Source organism: Streptomyces sp. NRRL WC-3549 (assembly GCF_000721935.1).
Classification (GTDB): domain Bacteria; phylum Actinomycetota; class Actinomycetes; order Streptomycetales; family Streptomycetaceae; genus Streptomyces.
Window position 1 is genome coordinate 8,113 of record NZ_KL585408.1, and the last position, 15,220, is coordinate 23,332.

General features: G+C 73.7%; 18 protein-coding genes and 1 riboswitch. Of the genes, 11 read left to right on the forward strand and 7 right to left on the reverse strand.

The window, feature by feature from the left end; all coding sequences use genetic code 11:
* The 4 genes from IH13_RS0119255 to IH13_RS0119270 form a co-directional block, all read right to left on the reverse strand.
* Positions 1 to 972: cobyric acid synthase (locus IH13_RS0119255; RefSeq protein WP_031086087.1), on the reverse strand; the 972-nt coding region annotated here is incomplete at its 3' end.
* Positions 969 to 1,790, reverse strand: a complete 822-nt coding sequence (locus tag IH13_RS0119260) for a cobalamin biosynthesis protein (RefSeq protein WP_031086088.1) — start codon at positions 1,788 to 1,790, stop codon at positions 969 to 971. The genes IH13_RS0119260 and IH13_RS0119255, both read right to left, overlap by 4 nt.
* A gap of 125 nt (positions 1,791 to 1,915) precedes the next feature.
* A riboswitch (cobalamin riboswitch) is annotated at positions 1,916 to 2,048 on the reverse strand.
* Positions 2,049 to 2,195: 147 nt separating this feature from the next.
* On the reverse strand, positions 2,196 to 2,417 hold the full coding sequence (locus tag IH13_RS0119265; protein ID WP_031086089.1) for a hypothetical protein: 222 nt from the start codon (positions 2,415 to 2,417) through the stop codon (positions 2,196 to 2,198).
* A 12-nt stretch (positions 2,418 to 2,429) separates the two neighbouring features.
* Positions 2,430 to 3,692, reverse strand: coding sequence for an inorganic phosphate transporter (locus IH13_RS0119270; protein ID WP_031086090.1), 1,263 nt, complete (start codon positions 3,690 to 3,692; stop codon positions 2,430 to 2,432).
* Between the two features lie 259 nt (positions 3,693 to 3,951).
* Between IH13_RS0119270 and IH13_RS0119275 the strand changes: the two genes are divergently transcribed.
* The 3 genes from IH13_RS0119275 (at position 3,952) to IH13_RS0119285 (ending at position 7,304) form a co-directional block, all read left to right on the forward strand.
* The gene (locus tag IH13_RS0119275; protein ID WP_031086091.1) at positions 3,952 to 4,611 is read left to right on the forward strand and encodes a class II aldolase/adducin family protein; all 660 of its coding nucleotides are present in this window, start codon (positions 3,952 to 3,954) and stop codon (positions 4,609 to 4,611) included.
* 83 nt (positions 4,612 to 4,694) lie between these two features.
* Entirely contained in the window at positions 4,695 to 5,822 is a 1,128-nt protein-coding gene (locus tag IH13_RS0119280; RefSeq protein WP_031086092.1) for an alpha/beta hydrolase, read from the forward strand.
* A 183-nt stretch (positions 5,823 to 6,005) separates the two neighbouring features.
* Complete coding sequence (locus IH13_RS0119285; RefSeq protein ID WP_031086093.1) at positions 6,006 to 7,304, forward strand: hypothetical protein; 1,299 nt, start codon at positions 6,006 to 6,008, stop codon at positions 7,302 to 7,304.
* Between the two features lie 116 nt (positions 7,305 to 7,420).
* On the opposite strand, the gene IH13_RS0119290 is transcribed toward IH13_RS0119285, so the two are convergent.
* Positions 7,421 to 8,308 (reverse strand): KPN_02809 family neutral zinc metallopeptidase, encoded by an 888-nt coding sequence (locus IH13_RS0119290; RefSeq protein ID WP_031086095.1) that lies wholly within the window; start codon positions 8,306 to 8,308, stop codon positions 7,421 to 7,423.
* Positions 8,309 to 8,558: 250 nt separating this feature from the next.
* Between IH13_RS0119290 and abc-f the strand changes: the two genes are divergently transcribed.
* From abc-f to IH13_RS0119305, 3 genes are all read left to right on the forward strand, one after another.
* Positions 8,559 to 10,157 (forward strand): ribosomal protection-like ABC-F family protein, encoded by a 1,599-nt coding sequence (abc-f, locus tag IH13_RS0119295; protein WP_031086097.1) that lies wholly within the window; start codon positions 8,559 to 8,561, stop codon positions 10,155 to 10,157.
* Between the two features lie 349 nt (positions 10,158 to 10,506).
* Positions 10,507 to 10,728, forward strand: coding sequence for a helix-turn-helix domain-containing protein (locus IH13_RS0119300; RefSeq protein ID WP_006123601.1), 222 nt, complete (start codon positions 10,507 to 10,509; stop codon positions 10,726 to 10,728).
* 146 nt (positions 10,729 to 10,874) lie between these two features.
* A complete protein-coding gene (locus IH13_RS0119305; protein WP_031086099.1) occupies positions 10,875 to 11,666 on the forward strand; it encodes an enoyl-CoA hydratase/isomerase family protein in 792 nt (263 codons plus the stop codon).
* Between the two features lie 39 nt (positions 11,667 to 11,705).
* On the opposite strand, the gene IH13_RS0119310 is transcribed toward IH13_RS0119305, so the two are convergent.
* Complete coding sequence (locus IH13_RS0119310) at positions 11,706 to 12,401, reverse strand: hypothetical protein (protein ID WP_031086101.1); 696 nt, start codon at positions 12,399 to 12,401, stop codon at positions 11,706 to 11,708.
* A gap of 94 nt (positions 12,402 to 12,495) precedes the next feature.
* Between IH13_RS0119310 and IH13_RS0119315 the strand changes: the two genes are divergently transcribed.
* Genes IH13_RS0119315 through amaP form a run of 5 tightly spaced genes read left to right on the forward strand, consistent with a single transcriptional unit; the run spans position 12,496 to position 14,837 of the window.
* The gene (locus IH13_RS0119315; protein ID WP_031086104.1) at positions 12,496 to 12,990 is read left to right on the forward strand and encodes an Asp23/Gls24 family envelope stress response protein; all 495 of its coding nucleotides are present in this window, start codon (positions 12,496 to 12,498) and stop codon (positions 12,988 to 12,990) included.
* Between the two features lie 32 nt (positions 12,991 to 13,022).
* Positions 13,023 to 13,214 (forward strand): hypothetical protein, encoded by a 192-nt coding sequence (locus IH13_RS0119320; RefSeq protein ID WP_031086106.1) that lies wholly within the window; start codon positions 13,023 to 13,025, stop codon positions 13,212 to 13,214.
* A gap of 5 nt (positions 13,215 to 13,219) precedes the next feature.
* Positions 13,220 to 13,573: an Asp23/Gls24 family envelope stress response protein gene (locus IH13_RS0119325; protein ID WP_199814751.1), complete on the forward strand. Its 354-nt coding sequence runs from the start codon at positions 13,220 to 13,222 to the stop codon at positions 13,571 to 13,573.
* Positions 13,570 to 14,253 (forward strand): DUF6286 domain-containing protein, encoded by a 684-nt coding sequence (locus tag IH13_RS0119330; protein WP_031086110.1) that lies wholly within the window; start codon positions 13,570 to 13,572, stop codon positions 14,251 to 14,253. The genes IH13_RS0119325 and IH13_RS0119330 overlap by 4 nt, the downstream gene beginning before the upstream one ends.
* 5 nt (positions 14,254 to 14,258) lie before the next feature.
* Positions 14,259 to 14,837, forward strand: a complete 579-nt coding sequence (gene amaP / locus IH13_RS0119335) for an alkaline shock response membrane anchor protein AmaP (RefSeq protein WP_082317646.1) — start codon at positions 14,259 to 14,261, stop codon at positions 14,835 to 14,837.
* A 24-nt stretch (positions 14,838 to 14,861) separates the two neighbouring features.
* Here the strand turns inward: amaP and IH13_RS0119340 are convergent.
* Positions 14,862 to 15,220: SDR family oxidoreductase (locus IH13_RS0119340; protein WP_031086116.1), on the reverse strand; the 359-nt coding region annotated here is incomplete at its 5' end.

Consider the following 15,220-nt stretch of genomic DNA (forward strand, 5'->3'; position numbering starts at 1 on the left):
GGCCAGCCCCCGCTCCCGCAGCCACGCCAGCGCCCTGACGGTGCCCCGGGTACCGGGCACGACCACCAGATCCGCGTCGGACAGCTCCTCCGCCCGGTCCACGAACCGCACCACCACACCCGGTTCGGCCGCCAGCGCGTCCACATCGGTGAAGTTCGACATCAGCGGCACCGCGCACACCGCGACCCGCAGCACGTCCTCGCCGTGCGGGGGCGCGACGACCGACTCCCGTACGGTGCCGCGCATCGACACCCGCAGCCCGTCCTCCTCGTCGATGCCCAGCCCGTGGGCGTACGGCAGGACCCCGTACGTACGCCGTCCGGTGATCCCGTACAACATGTCCAGTCCCGGCTCCAGCAGCGAGACGTCGCCCCGGAACTTGTTCACGAGGTACCCCGCCACCAGGGACTGGTCCTCGGCGCCCAGCAGGGCCGTCGTGCCGAAGAACGAGGCGAACACCCCGCCCCGGTCGATGTCCCCGACGACCAGCACGGGGAAGCCGGCGGCCCGGGCGACGCCCATGTTCACGATGTCGGTGCGCCGCAGATTGATCTCCGCCGGAGACCCCGCGCCCTCGCAGATCACCGCGTCGTACTCGCTCCGCAACCGCTCCAGGCAGTCCGCGACCGTCCCGAACAGCGCCTCCTGGCGCCCGCCGTGGTAGCCGCGCGCACTCATCTCGCCGACCGGTCTGCCCATCAGCACCACCTGGCTGGAGCGGTCGCCGCCGGGCTTCAGTAGCACCGGGTTCATCAGCGCCGTCGGCTCCACCCGGGCGGCCTGCGCCTGCATCGCCTGGGCGCGGCCGATCTCCGCACCCTCGCGGGTGACGAAGGAGTTCAGCGACATGTTCTGCGCCTTGAACGGAGCGACCTTCACCCCCTGGCGCACCAGCCACCGGCAGATCCCGGCCGTCACGACGCTCTTGCCCGCGTCGGAGGTGGTCCCCGCCACCAGCAGCCCGCCGCTCATGCCCGCCCCTTCCCGGCCCTCGTACGTCCCCGTCGAAGGCCCGCACGTCCCCACGCCAGCCGCCCGGCCACACAGACCCCGAGCGCCAGCACACCCACCCGGCGCGAGAGCCGCACCGCGCGTTCGACGTCCTCGACCCGCACGTCCCGGCCCCGCTCCCCGTTGAGCACGGGCCGGTGCTCGACCCGGCCGCCGTACGCCAGGGTCCCGCCCAGCCGTACGCCCAGCGCGCCGGCGAACGAGGCCTCCACCGGGCCCGCGTTGGGGCTCGGATGCTTCCCCGATGTGTATAAGAGACAGTCCCGGAACCCGACGAGCCCGGGGACGCCGCCCAGCGCACCCCACACCAGGGCGCCCACCACCGCGTCGGAGGTGTTCTCGGCGACGGACTCCACCACCGCGCGGGCGATCGCCGGCCCGTCCAGGGAGTGCGGGTCCCGGCCGCACAGGTGCGGCAGCCGTTCGCGGGCCCGGTCGAGGTCCCCGGCGGCCAGCGCGCCGCCGATGGCACGGGCCTCACGGCCGAGGGAGGTGCCCCCGACGACGGACCAGGTGGCGGCGGCGGTCAGCGCCACGGCCGCGGCGGGACGGCCGCGCACCGCACGGGCGGCCAGCGCGGCACCGCCGGCGGCGCCTCCGGCGCAGACCAGCGTGTGCAGGGCGCCCCAGCCGCGGTGATCACGCCACAGCCGGTTCTCGACGCCCGCCGCGGCCCGCCCGAAGGCGGCCACCGGGTGGCCCCGGCGGGGGTCACCGAGCAGCAGGTCGCCGATGAGACCGGCGGTGGCGCCGTACGCGAAGATGCGGTCGGCTCGCACGGTTCAGCCGGCCGTCACGCCTCGGAGGGGCTGGACCAGGGGCGGGGGTACGGGCGCACGGCGGCCGGGCATGGCAGATGTCCTCACTCAGGGTCCGCGCCCTGGTTCGACGTGACCGGCGACGAGAGTCTCCTGGCTTCCGGATCCGCAGCGTCCCCCGGCCTTCCAGCCCGCGGTGGCGGGCCGTGACGTCCGTGTGGGGGACTGCTCCCCGGTGACAGTGGCGGGACCGCGCCGGATTCGCACCGGCTTCCTCTTCTGTCGCCGTAGTTGGCCCCGGCAGTCCACCACGCCCCGCGAACGCCCGTCAACCTGCCGCTGACCTGCGGGGCTGTGGTGTGCGCAGACGCACACCGGGCCGGACGCACGGCAGGTGCGTCCGGCCCGGCGGGAAGAGCGGGGGAGTCAGGCGACGATCAGGTAGATCCCGTACGCGACCGCCGCCGTGCACAGCGCGAAGCAGGCGTACGCGCCGACGCGCGCCGGGATCGGGGAGCCGCCGCCCCGCTCGGCCGATGCCTGCCTGGCGAGGGAGACGATGCCCAGGCTGAAGAGCCCGACCAGTGCGACGGTGACGACGAGAGAGACGCCGAAGACGGTGGCGAGTGCTGCCCAGTCGATGTTCATGCGGATCTGTCCTTACACCGTGGCCGGTCGGGGCGGGTCGGCGGGCGTCTCGGTCGCCGGGGCCGGGATGGTGGCCTTGAGCTCCGGGACGCCCATACCGATGGGCGGCGGGCTGACGGCCGCGATGGCGGTGGTGACGACGCCCGCGGGCTCCGCCTCGGTCCCGGCCGCGGTGACGTTGGTGTGGTCGACCGGCTTGCGGCGCGAGAGCAGCCAGATGGCGCCGGAACCCGCGACGAGCAGCACCGCCACCACCGCGACGCCCCAGGGGCCCTGCTTGGTCAGGAACTCGGCACCTGCGCCGACCAGTCCGGCGGCGGGCAGCGTCAGACCCCAGGCGACGAACATCCGGGTGGCGGTGGACCAGCGGACCACGCCCCCCTTGCGGCCCAGACCCGCGCCCATCACGGCGCCGGAGCAGGACTGTGTGGTGGAGAGGGAGAAGCCGAGGTGCGAGGAGGCCAGGATGACCGTGGCGGCGCTGGTCTGGGCGGCGAAGCCCTGCGGCGGCTTCAGCTCGGTGAGCCCGCTGCCCATGGTGCGGATGATGCGCCAGCCGCCGAGGTAGGTGCCCATGGCGATGGCGAGACCGGCGGAGGCGATGACCCACACCGGCGGGTTGGAGCCGGGGGCGAGGACGCCGCCGGTGACCAGGGCCAGGGTGATGATGCCCATCGTCTTCTGCGCGTCGTTGGTGCCGTGGGCGAGCGAGACCAGGCCGGCCGAGGCGATCTGCCCGGCCCGGTAGCCCTTGGCCGTCGACTTCAGCTGGGCCTCGTCGGTGATGTTCCGGTTGATGCGGTACGTCAGCCTGGTGGCCAGCAGCGCGGCCACACCGGCGACGAGCGGGGCGGCGACGGCGGGCAGGAGGACCTTGGTGACGACGGTGCCGCCGTTGATCGAGGACCAGCCGGCCGACATGACGGCGGCGCCGATGAGGCCGCCGAAGAGTGCGTGGGACGAACTGGAGGGCAGACCGACCAGCCAGGTCAGCAGATTCCAGAGGATGGCACCGACGAGCGCCGCGAAGATGACCTCGGTTCTGAGGCCGTTCTCGTTGACGATGCCGCCGGAGATCGTCTTGGCGACCTCCACCGACAGGAACGCGCCGACCAGGTTGAGAACGGCGGACATGGCCACCGCGGTCTTCGGCTTGAGGGCGCCGGTCGAGATGGTGGTGGCCATCGCGTTGGCGGTGTCATGGAAACCGTTCGTGAAATCGAACACGAGAGCTGTTACGACCACAATCGCAAGCAGCAGGGTGATGTGTTCCATTTACCCAGACAATCGTTCGGCGTCATTGGCAGTTGGAACGTAGGCAAGCTGGATGAACAGAAGGTGAACTGAGCAGGGCGCTGTGGTGACCCCAACCGTGAGCGGACGTTCCGCTTGCGCGTCCGGCAGGTGGCGGGACCCTCCCGAGGCCGTGCGGGGCCCGGCTTTTGCCCGTTCTTGGTGAACGCTCGACGAAGGCTGTGCGTCCCGTTCGGGACCGTCGAGGAGACATCTCTCACCCCCTGGCTACGATCCCCGCATGACGGACCAGCCGCGGGACGCGATCGGACAGGTGTGGGAGGGCGTCGTCGCGACGGCCCGCAGAACCGCCGCGGAGGGCCTCGTCGTCGGCACCTCGGGCAACGTCTCGGCCAGAGCCGGCGACGTCGTCCTGGTCACCCCGAGCGGAGTGCCCTACGACCGGCTCGGCCCCGAGGACGCGGTCGGCGTCGACCTCGACGGCCACCAGGTGCTCGGCAGCCTCGCCCCGACCAGCGAACTCCCCCTCCACCTCGCCGTCTACCGCGCCACCTCGGCCGCCGCCGTCGTGCACACCCACGCGGTCCACGCCACCGCCGTCTCCACCCTCGTCACCGAGGTCCCGGCGGTGCACTACGCCACCGCCCTGCTCGGCGGCCCCGTCCGCACCGCCGCCTACGCCCGCTACGGCACCCCCGAACTCGCCGCCCACATGCTCGACGCCCTCCGGGACCGCACCGGCTGCCTCCTGCGCAACCACGGGACCGTCACCTACGGGGACACCCTCGACCAGGCCTACGAACGCACCGCCCAGCTGGAATGGCTCTGCCGGCTCTGGCTCACCGCGAGCTCCGTCCCCGGCCACCGCCCGTCCCTGCTCTCCCCGGCCCAGCTGCGCGACGTCCAGGACGCCCTGGAAAGCTACGGACAACCCGGCTGAACTCCACGCCCGGTCAACGGAACGGGGACACCGGACGGCCCGGCCCGCTGGCCACGCGGCCGGTGGACCGGGAGACTGGGGCGATGCGCCCGGCAACAGCGACGGCAGCAGCCGTCACCACGATCCTCGGCATCGGCGCGGCAGCGGTCGCGGCCGGCCGGTACGCCAGCGACGCCGCCCTCGCGGGGGGCCCGCACCCCTTCCCCGGCGACCGCCGCCTCACCGTGCACGCCACCGCGGCCGGACAGGTCACCCTGACCCGCTCCTTCGCGGCCCTGCGCCCCGGGACGTACGGGCTGACCGGCCGCGACGTCCACGCCATCGTCGGCCCGGTCCTCGACCAGGGACCGGACGGCTCCGCGGACACCGTCGTACGCCGCCTGGAGCGGGTCACCCGGGGCAGCCTCGAACCGGGCGCCAAGGTCCGCCTCACCCCGCAGCTGCACAGCGGCGACCCCCTCGGCGGGCTCGGCCTCACCTACCAGGACGTCGAGATCCCCGGCGAGCTGGGCGCCCTGCCCGCCTGGTTCCTCCCCGGCGACCGCACCACCTGGGTCATCACCGTGCACGGCCTCGGGACCACCCGGGAGCAGCCGATGAACGTGCTGGCCTTCCTGGAGTCGCAGCGGCTCCCCGTGCTGGACCTGGCCTACCGGGGCGACGCCGGCGCCCCCCGGTCGCCCGACGGACTGGCCCACCTCGGCGAGTCCGAGTGGCGCGACCTGGACGCCGCCATCCGCCACGCCGTGCGCCACGGGGCCGAGAGCGTCGTCCTCCACGGCTGGTCCACCGGCGCCTCGATGGCCCTGCACACGGCCGTGAACTCCGCGCTCCGCGACCGCATCGCCGGCCTCGTCCTCGACTCCCCGGTCATGGACTGGCAGGTCACCCTCCGCGCCCTGGCGGGCGCCCGCGGGGTCCCCGCCGCGCTGCTGCCGCTGGCAGTCCGGGCCGCGCAGGGCCAGACCGGGCTGCACGGCGTACGGCTGATGGACACCTCGGTGCCGACGGCCCTGAACGTGCCCACCCTGGTCTTCCACGGCCCCGACGACACCCTCGCGCCCTGGCAGCCCTCCCGGGACCTCGCCGCCCGGCGCCCCGACCTCGTCACCCTGCACCCGGTGCCGCAGGCCCAGCACGGCGCGATGTGGAACGTCGACCCGGCCGGTTACGAGGAGGCCCTCCGGCGCTTCCTCACGCCCCTGATGTGAGCGGATGGGACGGAACGGCCCGGTTGGTGACGGGCCGGCCGGCCGTCCCACGCGCCCGGATCCGGCCTCCGTTTGGGCTTTCGGGCCGTCAGAGGCAAGACTGCTCCCGTGACGTCCCGTACTCCGCGCGACTCCAGGCTGCGACTTGTCCGCCCGCGACCCCTTGCCACCGCCCGCAAGGCCGTGACCACCCGGCGTACCAGGCCGGCCCCCCGCCCGCCCCAGGGCACCCCGGCACCCGCCGAACTGGCCCGCCAGGCCAGAGCCGTGCTGGCCGACGCCGTACGGATCGCCCGCTGGGCCGCCGACGGCGCGGGCCCGGGTACCGCCCCGCTCGCCGCCGGGGCCCTGGAAGCGGCCGCGGCCGCCATGGAACTCTCCCCCGCCCAGGTACGGGCCGGCTGGGACCGGGCCAGGCTCGCCGGGCTGATCGAACTGCACGGTGACACCGCACGCCCCGGCTGGCGGCTGCGCGCCTGGAACCGGGACGACTCCGCGGTACTGCGCGGCTGGGTGGCCCTCTTCGACGCCTGGTCCCTGGTGCACCCCTCACCCGAGGGCATCGAGGCCACCGCCGTCGCCGAGGCCGTCGAGGCCGTCCCCCAGGTCCTCTCCCTGCTCCAGCTGTCCGCGGGCCCCGTCCCGGTACCCGCCCTCCTCGACCTCCTCGGCCAGCGCGTCGCGGAACTCCACGAGGAACGGTGCGAGGTGCCCTACGGTCCGCAGGCACCGCCGGCGCCCGCCACCGAGACCTCGGCGGACCTCAACACGCTGCTGCTCGACTGGGCCCTGGAAGGGCTCGCCGCCGTCGGCGCCCTCACGCTCGGCACCGGGCACGCCACCCTCACCCCCCTCGGCAACTGGGCGGTCTGGGTCAAGCTGGAGCAGATCTGTGTGGCCGCCCAGAGCCCGGCCGGCAACATCGAGCAGTCCGCCGCCGACATGCTGCTCGGCTGCGCCCGGCTGACCCCGGGACCGGCCCGCGCCGAGTACCGGGCCTGGCTCGCCGCCCGGCCCGTCGGCAGCGCCGTGGCCGAACTGCTGGCCGTCGCCCGCGGCGAGGACGCGCTGCTGCGCGGCCTCGCCTTCGAGGCGCTGCGGGTCGTCGGCGCCCCCGCGGAGCCGGTGGTCAGGTCCGTGGTCAGCGAGGCGCCGCTGCGTCCCTACGCCCTGCTCTGGCTCGCCGAGTACGAAGGCGCCGACCCGGACGACGCCCAGGACGTCCTCAGCCGTGAGGAGGCCACCTGGCTCTGGGTGGACACCGCCGCGGCCGTCGCCGACCACGGCGAGACCGGGCTGCTCGTCCGCCACCTCGACTCCGCCGTCCAGGGCACGGTCCCGGCACTCCTGGACGAGGTACGGGCCGTCGGGCACCCGCGCACCGTCCAGGTCCTGGTGGCCCTCGCGGCGGCCCACCCCGACCCCGCCCTCGCCAAGGCCGTCCGCCGCGCCGCCTTCCAGGTGCACACCGGCGGCGCCTGAGCGGCGGACGCGGGACGCGGCGCCCCCGGCGGCCGCGGTGTCCGGCCGCGGCCCCCGGGACCCGCGTCCGGGGGCCCCGCCCGCCGTCCGCCGCGTCCCGCGCACGCGGCCCCCGGTCACCGGAAGGTGTCGCAGCGGCTCACGTCCCCCGTGCGGAAGCCGGTGGTGAACCACTGCTCGCGCTGCGCCGACGAACCGTGCGTCCAGGACTCCGGGTGCACACCGCCCTGGAACCTCTCCTGGATGCGGTCGTCCCCGACCGCCGCCGCCGCGTCCAGCCCGTCCCGGATGTCCGCCTTCGTCAGCTCGGTGACGAGGGGGCGTCCGGACTCGTCCTTCGTGGCCGTCGCGTGGTGTGCCCAGACACCCGCGTAGCAGTCCGCCTGGAGCTCCACCTTCACCGAGGCGCTGTCGGCGCCCTGCCGCCCGTCCTGAGCCCGGGCGAGGGTGCCCAACTGGTTCTGGACGTGGTGCCCGTACTCGTGCGCCACCACGTACGCCTCGGCGAACGACCCGCCGCGGGCCCCGTACGCCGACCGCAGCTCGTCGAAGAAGCCCAGGTCCAGATAGACCTGCCGGTCGCCCGGGCAGTAGAACGGCCCCACCGCCGAGGTCGCGGCCCCGCAGCCGGTGGAGACCCGGTCGGTGAACAGGACGGTCTTCGCCGGGGTGTACGTCTCACCGGAGCGGTCGAACTCCTGGCGCCAGTAGTCCTGCACGTTGTTGACCACGGCCACCGTCCGGCAGTCCTGTCCGGAGTTCGCGTCCGAACCCTTCAGGCAGTCGCGCTGGACCCGCCCGGCCGAGGACGCACCGGGCTCCGCCGCCGTATCGCCCGAGGAGAGGCCCAACTCGTCCGGGCCCACCCCGAAGAAGAGCCCGAGGACCAGCACCACGACGCCGACGACACCGCCGCCCACGGTGACCCTGCCGCCGGGGACACGGCTGCCGCGTACATCACTGACCTCCGACGTGTCCAGATCGGCGTCGTCGTCGAACCGCACGGTCGTACCACCTCCACCGGGCCGCGGCCCGCCCGCCGCCCTGGGGCGAGTATCGCCCGTCCCCGCGGGGGCGACCGCCCCGCCCCACGCCGCGGTACGGGCGGCCGGCCGGTTCCGGCGGTACCCGGAAGAGCAGAGGGACAGCGCCGGTAGACTGACCCCATGGCATTTCTTCCAGTGCATGAGTAACGGCGTCGAGTCGTGAGCCCGTAACCACCCTTCCGCCGTCCGAACCGCCCTGGAGTTTTCCGTGATCACCGCTTCCGGCATCGAGCTGCGCGCCGGCGCCCGCATCCTCGTCGAGTCCGCCTCCTTCCGTATCGCCAAGGGCGACCGCATCGGCCTCGTCGGCCGCAACGGCGCGGGCAAGACCACCCTCACCAAGTGCCTCGCCGGTGAGGGGACCCCGGCCGGCGGCACCATCACGTGCTCCGGCGAGGTCGGCTACCTCCCGCAGGACCCGCGCACCGGCGACCTCGAGGTCCTGGCCCGCGACCGCATCCTCTCGGCCCGCGGCCTCGACGAGATCCTGCGCAAGATGCGGGAGAACGAGGAGCGGATGGCGAACGGCAAGGGCGCCACCCGCGAGAAGGCGATGAAGAAGTACGAGCGCCTGGAGACGGAGTTCCTCACCAAGGGCGGGTACGCCGCCGAGGCGGAGGCCGCCACCATCGCCGCGGCGCTCAGCCTGCCCGACCGGGTGCTCGGCCAGCCGCTGCACACGCTCTCCGGTGGTCAGCGCCGGCGCGTGGAGCTCGCCCGCATCCTCTTCTCGGACGCCGACACCCTGCTCCTCGACGAGCCGACCAACCACCTGGACGCCGACTCGATCGTCTGGCTGCGCGACTACCTCAAGAACTACCGCGGCGGCTTCGTCGTCATCTCCCACGACGTCGAACTCGTCGAGACGGTCGTCAACAAGGTGTTCTACCTGGACGCCAACCGCTCCCAGATCGACATCTACAACATGGGCTGGAAGCTCTACCAGCAGCAGCGCGAGGCCGACGAGAAGCGCCGCAAGCGCGAGCGCCAGAACGCCGAGAAGAAGGCCGCGGCGCTCAACTCGCAGGCCGACAAGATGCGCGCCAAGGCCACCAAGACCGTCGCCGCCCAGAACATGGCCAAGCGGGCCGAGCGCCTGCTCTCCGGTCTGGAGGCGGTCCGGGTCTCCGACAAGGTCGCCAAGCTGCGCTTCCCCGAGCCCTCCCCGTGCGGCAAGACGCCGCTGATGGCCGAGGGCCTCTCCAAGTCCTACGGCTCGCTCGAAATCTTCACCGATGTGGACCTGGCCATCGACAAGGGCTCCCGCGTCGTCATCCTCGGCCTCAACGGCGCGGGCAAGACCACGCTGCTGCGGCTGCTCGGCGGTGCCGAGAAGCCCGACACCGGCCAGGTCATCGAGGGCCACGGACTCAAGCTCGGCTACTACGCGCAGGAGCACGAGACCCTCGACCCGGAGCGCACGGTGCTGGAGAACATGCGCTCGGCGGCGCCCGACCTCGACCTCGTCGAGGTGCGCAAGACGCTCGGCTCGTTCCTCTTCTCCGGCGACGACGTCGACAAGCCCGCCGGGGTGCTCTCCGGCGGTGAGAAGACCCGGCTCGCGCTGGCGACGCTGGTCGTCTCGTCCGCCAACGTGCTCCTCCTCGACGAGCCCACCAACAACCTCGACCCGGCCAGCCGCGAGGAGATCCTCGGCGCCCTGCGCACGTACAAGGGCGCGGTCGTCCTCGTCACCCACGACGAGGGCGCGGTGGAGGCGCTCCAGCCGGAGCGCATCATCCTGCTGCCGGACGGCGTCGAGGACCTGTGGGGCGCGGACTACCGCGACCTGGTCGCCCTCGCCTGAGGCCGGAGCGAAGGCTCCGGACACCCGGTGATCCGTCCCGTCCGGATCATTCGGCCGATGTGTGATCCATCATCTGGGTGAGAACGTCTCGTACCCCGGAACAGCGCCCGGCAGATGTCTGCCGGGCGCACGCGTTTCGGTGCCTCACCCCCGTACGGTCCTGACCTGCCCGTTCTTTTCGATGTTCCGGCCAGACCCTCCCGGAGCCCCTTGGAATGGGGGATTCCGATTGTGTCGGCCGGAATCGGGACGGGGAATCGGGTCGTACGGACCTTGCCGAATGGGTGGCCAGGAAGGCCGCTAGGGGTGATCATGAGAGTCCAGAGCGCACTTCCTTGAGGAGGCACGGGTGGCCGAGACTCTGAAGAAGGGCAGCCGGGTGACCGGCGCCGCGCGCGACAAGCTCGCGGCAGACCTGAAGAAGAAGTACGACTCCGGTGCGAGCATCCGGGCGCTGGCCGAGGAAACGGGCCGCTCCTACGGATTCGTCCACCGGATGCTCAGCGAATCCGGTGTCACGCTGCGCGGACGCGGCGGAGCGACACGAGGCAAGAAGGCCGCTTCGGCCTGACGGCGGTGGTCCGGGGCGGGTGGAGGCCGGCCCCGAGGGTCCGCCGGAGCATCGGGTGGCCACCCGGTCGGCCGTGAGGCCGTCCGGGTGGTTACTGTTCAGTCACTTATCAGTACGTGCTGACTGCACCCGACCCGGAGGCGCCCATGACCTCGCACGACTCTGTGCTCGACAAGGACGGCGTACGGCTCACCGTCGACGATGCGGTCGCCACGGTGACGCTCACCAATCCGGCCAAGCGCAACGCCCAGTCTCCCGCTCTGTGGCGGGCGTTGACCGAGGCCGGCCGGGCGCTGCCCGGCAGCGTCCGGGTGGTCGTGCTGCGCGGCGAGGGCAAGTCCTTCTCCGCGGGTCTCGACCGGCAGGCGTTCACCCCGGAAGGGTTCGACGGCGAGCCGTCCTTCCTCGACATGGCGCGCGGGCCGCAGGACGAGCTCGACGCCACCATCGCCGCGTACCAGGAGGCGTTCACCTGGTGGCGCCGCAACGACCTCGTGTCGATCGCGGCCGTCCAGGGCCACGCCATCGGCGCCGGCTTCCAGCTCGCCCTCGCCTGCGATCTGCGGATCGCCGCCGACGACGTGCAGTTCGCCATGCGCGAGACCGGCCTCGGTCTCGTCCCCGACCTCGCGGGCACCCACCCCCTGGTGAGCCTGGTGGGATACGCCCGCGCGCTGGAGATCTGCGCCACCGGCCGTGCCGTGCACGCCGAGGAGGCCGAGCGCACCGGCCTGGCCAACCTCGTCGTCCCGGCGGACCAGCTCGACGCGGCGGCCCGTGACCTGGCCGCCGCTCTGCTCGCCGCCCCACGCGACGCCGTCGTGGAGACCAAGGCCCTGCTCGCGGGCGCCGGCTCCCGCACCTACGAGGAGCAGCGCGCCGCCGAACGCGCCGCGCAGGGCCGCCGGCTGCGCGATCTGGCGGGCCTCGCCGACTGACGAGGCGGCATCCCCCGCCCCGGCTCCGGGGCAGGGACGTCAGTCCCGGTCCACCACGGCCGTGACCAGTACGGCGACCGTGGGGCGGCCCTCCACGGCCGCGGCCACCGCCCCGCGCACCGCCCGGGCGACGTCGAGGGCCCGGTGGTCCGCCTCCGTCGCGAGCTCCACGCGGACATGGCCTTCCGCGATGTGCACCGCGCTGCCCAGCACCCGGGTCAGGGCCGCGACCCCGGGCACGCCGGCGGCCGCGGCCCCGGCGGCCCCGTCCGGCTCGGCCGCACGGAGGTCGACGGGCGCCGGTGGTGTCCGGGCCGGCTCCTCCTCGAGCAACTCGGACACCTGGAGGTCCACCTCCTCGACCTCCAGACCGAGCCGGGTGGCCGCCGCCGTCGCCAGCGCCGCCCGCAGGGTCTGTGCCGTCGCGTGCAGCGGGTGCCGTGCCGTGGTCGCGAAACCGGCCTCGATCCGCAGCGGTCCGGGAGGCAGCGCGCTGGGCGGCCCAGGAACCGCGGGCGTACGGGGGTTCTCCGGGTCGGCCGGGGCGATCCTCAGCCGGCCCAGTACCGAGCCCGTGTCCGCCGCCGCCTCCCGTAGTACCGCCTCCGCGGCCCGCTCGGCGATCCACGCCCCGTCATCGGCACCGCCCAGCGGCAGCAGCCTGCCGAGGCCGAGTCTCCGGCGTACCGCCGCGGTCCATCCATCGGCCCGGTGGGGGCCCTCAGCCGTTGTCATTCCCCCAGCCTGCCGTATCCACGGCGCGGGACACGGCAAGCGCACTTACGGTGACAGCAGAAGTCCAACCTTGCCCCCGAAGGGAAGAGCGGCGATGACCGAGACCCCACAGCGGAACCGGCCCGACAGCCCCGGCAGTGCGTCCGGCGGGGACGACGGACGGGGGAGTTCCCTGAGCAAGCGAGGCGGCGGATCCCCCGCCGGCCGAGGCCGCACCACCATCGCCGACGGAGTGGTGGAGAAGATCGCCGGAATGGCGGCCCGCGACGTCATGGGTGTCCACGCGATGGGCAGCGGTATCTCCCGCACGCTGGGAGCGGTGCGCGACCGTGTCCCCGGCGGCGGGAAGTCCGTGACCCGCGGCGTCAAGGCGGAGGTCGGCGAGTCCCAGGCCGCCCTCGACCTGGAGATCGTCGTCGAGTACGGCGAGGCGATCGCCGATGTCGCCGCGGAGGTCCGGGAGAACGTCATCGCGGCGGTCGAGCGGATGACCGGCCTGGAGGTCGTCGAGGTCAACATCGCCGTCAGCGACGTCAAGCTCCCCGACGAGGACGACGACGAGGACGAGTCCGAGTCACGCGTCCAGTAGTCCTCTCCCCCCGAGGCAGTTGAGGAGCACAGATGAGCATGGCTGTGGTCGGCCTGATCGCCGGCATGGCGCTCGGCTTCGCCGGGTACTTCGGTGGGTTCGGCGCGTTCCTGCTGGTCGCCGCGTTGGGAGCGGTCGGCTTCGTCGTCGGCCGCTTCCTGGACGGTGACCTGGAGCCCGGCGACTTCTTCCGGAGTCGCGAGCGCGGCGAACGGCGGCGGTGACGGCGGTGACGGCGACGGACGAACGGGTCGCCGCGGCGGACCGTGGCCAGACCCGGATCGCCGACCGGGTCGTCGCGAAGATCGCCGGGCAGGCGGCGAAGGAGGCCGTCGGCACGTTGCCCGGGGACGCGTCCGCGCCCCGGGCGACGGTCACGGTGCACCGGAACACCGCCCGGGTACAGGTCAGCGTCGAACTCGGCTATCCGGGTGACATCGGCCGCCGGTGCGGGGCGGTGCGCCGCCGGGTGACCGAGCGGGTGGAGACCCTGGCGGGCATGGACGTACCCGAGGTGGCGGTGCAGGTCGAGCGGCTGCACGCGGTGGACGCGGGTGCCGGAGCGGAGGGGAACGGCCGATGAGCGAGCCCCATGACCCCGAGGCCGGCACACGGCGCCCGCCCCCGGACGGCCCGGGCGGGCAGCCCCCCGGCGACGTGCTGGAGGCGGACGCCGACCGGTCGGCCCCCGGTCCCGGTCCCCGGCCGGAGCACTCCGGCGGACGGGCGAGCCGTTTCCGGTCGGCGCGCCGGATCCCCGCCGTGCTGACGTCCCTGGTGCTCCTGGGAGCCTCCGGACTCCTGCTCTACGACATCGCGGCGGTACGGGCCGGCCACCCCGCCATGCAGTGGCGGCGCACGCTCGCCGACGAGCTGGCGACCCGGCGCATCGACGACGTGTGGGTGCTCACCGGATCGGCGGTCGCGGCGGCCGTCGGCCTCTGGCTGCTCCTGCTCGCCCTCACCCCCGGGCTGCGCTCGCTGCTGCCGATGCGCCGCGACCAGGAGGGGGTACGGGCCGCGCTCGACCGGGGCGCCGCCTCGCTCGTGCTGCGCGACCGCGCGGTCGAGGTGGCCGGGGTGCAGTCCGTGCGGGTGAAGGTGCGGCGCCGCAAGGCCTCCGTGTCGGCGGTCTCCCACTTCCGTGAACTCGACGACGTCCGGGACGACCTGGGCACCGTACTGGGCGCGGGCATCGAGGAGCTGGGGCTCGCCAGACCGCCCCGGCTGTCCGTGCACGTCCGCCGGCCGAAGAAGGGGTGAGCCGCGTGATCGGAAAGGCCAACCGGGTACTGCTCGGGCTGGCGGGGCTGATCCTCCTGGTCGTCGGCGGCGGTGTACTCGCCACCGGGCTGGGGGTGTCCGTGCCCTCCTGGTGGCCCTTCGACGGCAAGGGCGACGTCCTGCTCAGCAAGGGCGACCGCTACCGGTGGCGGGGCGAGGGCTGGTGGTGGCCGACCGTCATCGCGATCCTCGCCGTCCTGGTCCTCGTCGCCCTGTGGTGGCTGCTGGCCCAGTTGCGCCGCGCGCGGCTGTCCGAAGTGCTGGTCGACAGCGGTGACGGCGAAGGCGCGGTGCTGCGCGGCAAGGCCCTGGAAGGCGCGCTCGGCGACGAGACCGCCGCGCTGGACGGTGTGGCCGAGTCCAAGGTCCGGCTGGACGGACGGCGGAGGGCGCCCCGGGCCCGGATCCGGTTGCGGCTGGAACCGCACGGAGCCCCCGCCCAGGTGCTGCGCGGGCTGTCCGACGAGGCGCTGGCGCACGCGCGGACCTCGGCCGGTCTGGAGGAACTCCCGGCCGAGGTACGGCTCAAGGCGGTCAAGCACCGCGCCGAGCGGGTGACCTGACGGACCCCGCTCCGGCCGGGGCCGTCAGAAGCCGTGCCGGAAACCGCCGTCGACGGGGACCATGACGCCCGTCAGGTACGACGCCGCGGGGGAGAGCAGGAAGGCCGCGGTCTTCCCGAACTCCTCCGGGGTGCCGTAGCGGCGCAGCGGGATGCGCGCCTCGTTGGCCGTACGGGCCGCCTCCGCGTCGCCGGACAGCGCGTCCAGCTCACGGACGCGGTCCGTGTCGATGCGCGCCGGCAGGACTCCGACGACGCGGATGCCGAGCGGGCCCAGCTCGTCGGCGAGGGACTTGGCGAAACCGGCGAGCCCCGGCCGCAGGCCGTTGGAGATGGTCAGGCCGGCGATCGGCTCGTGTACGGATCCGGAGAGCACGAAGCCGA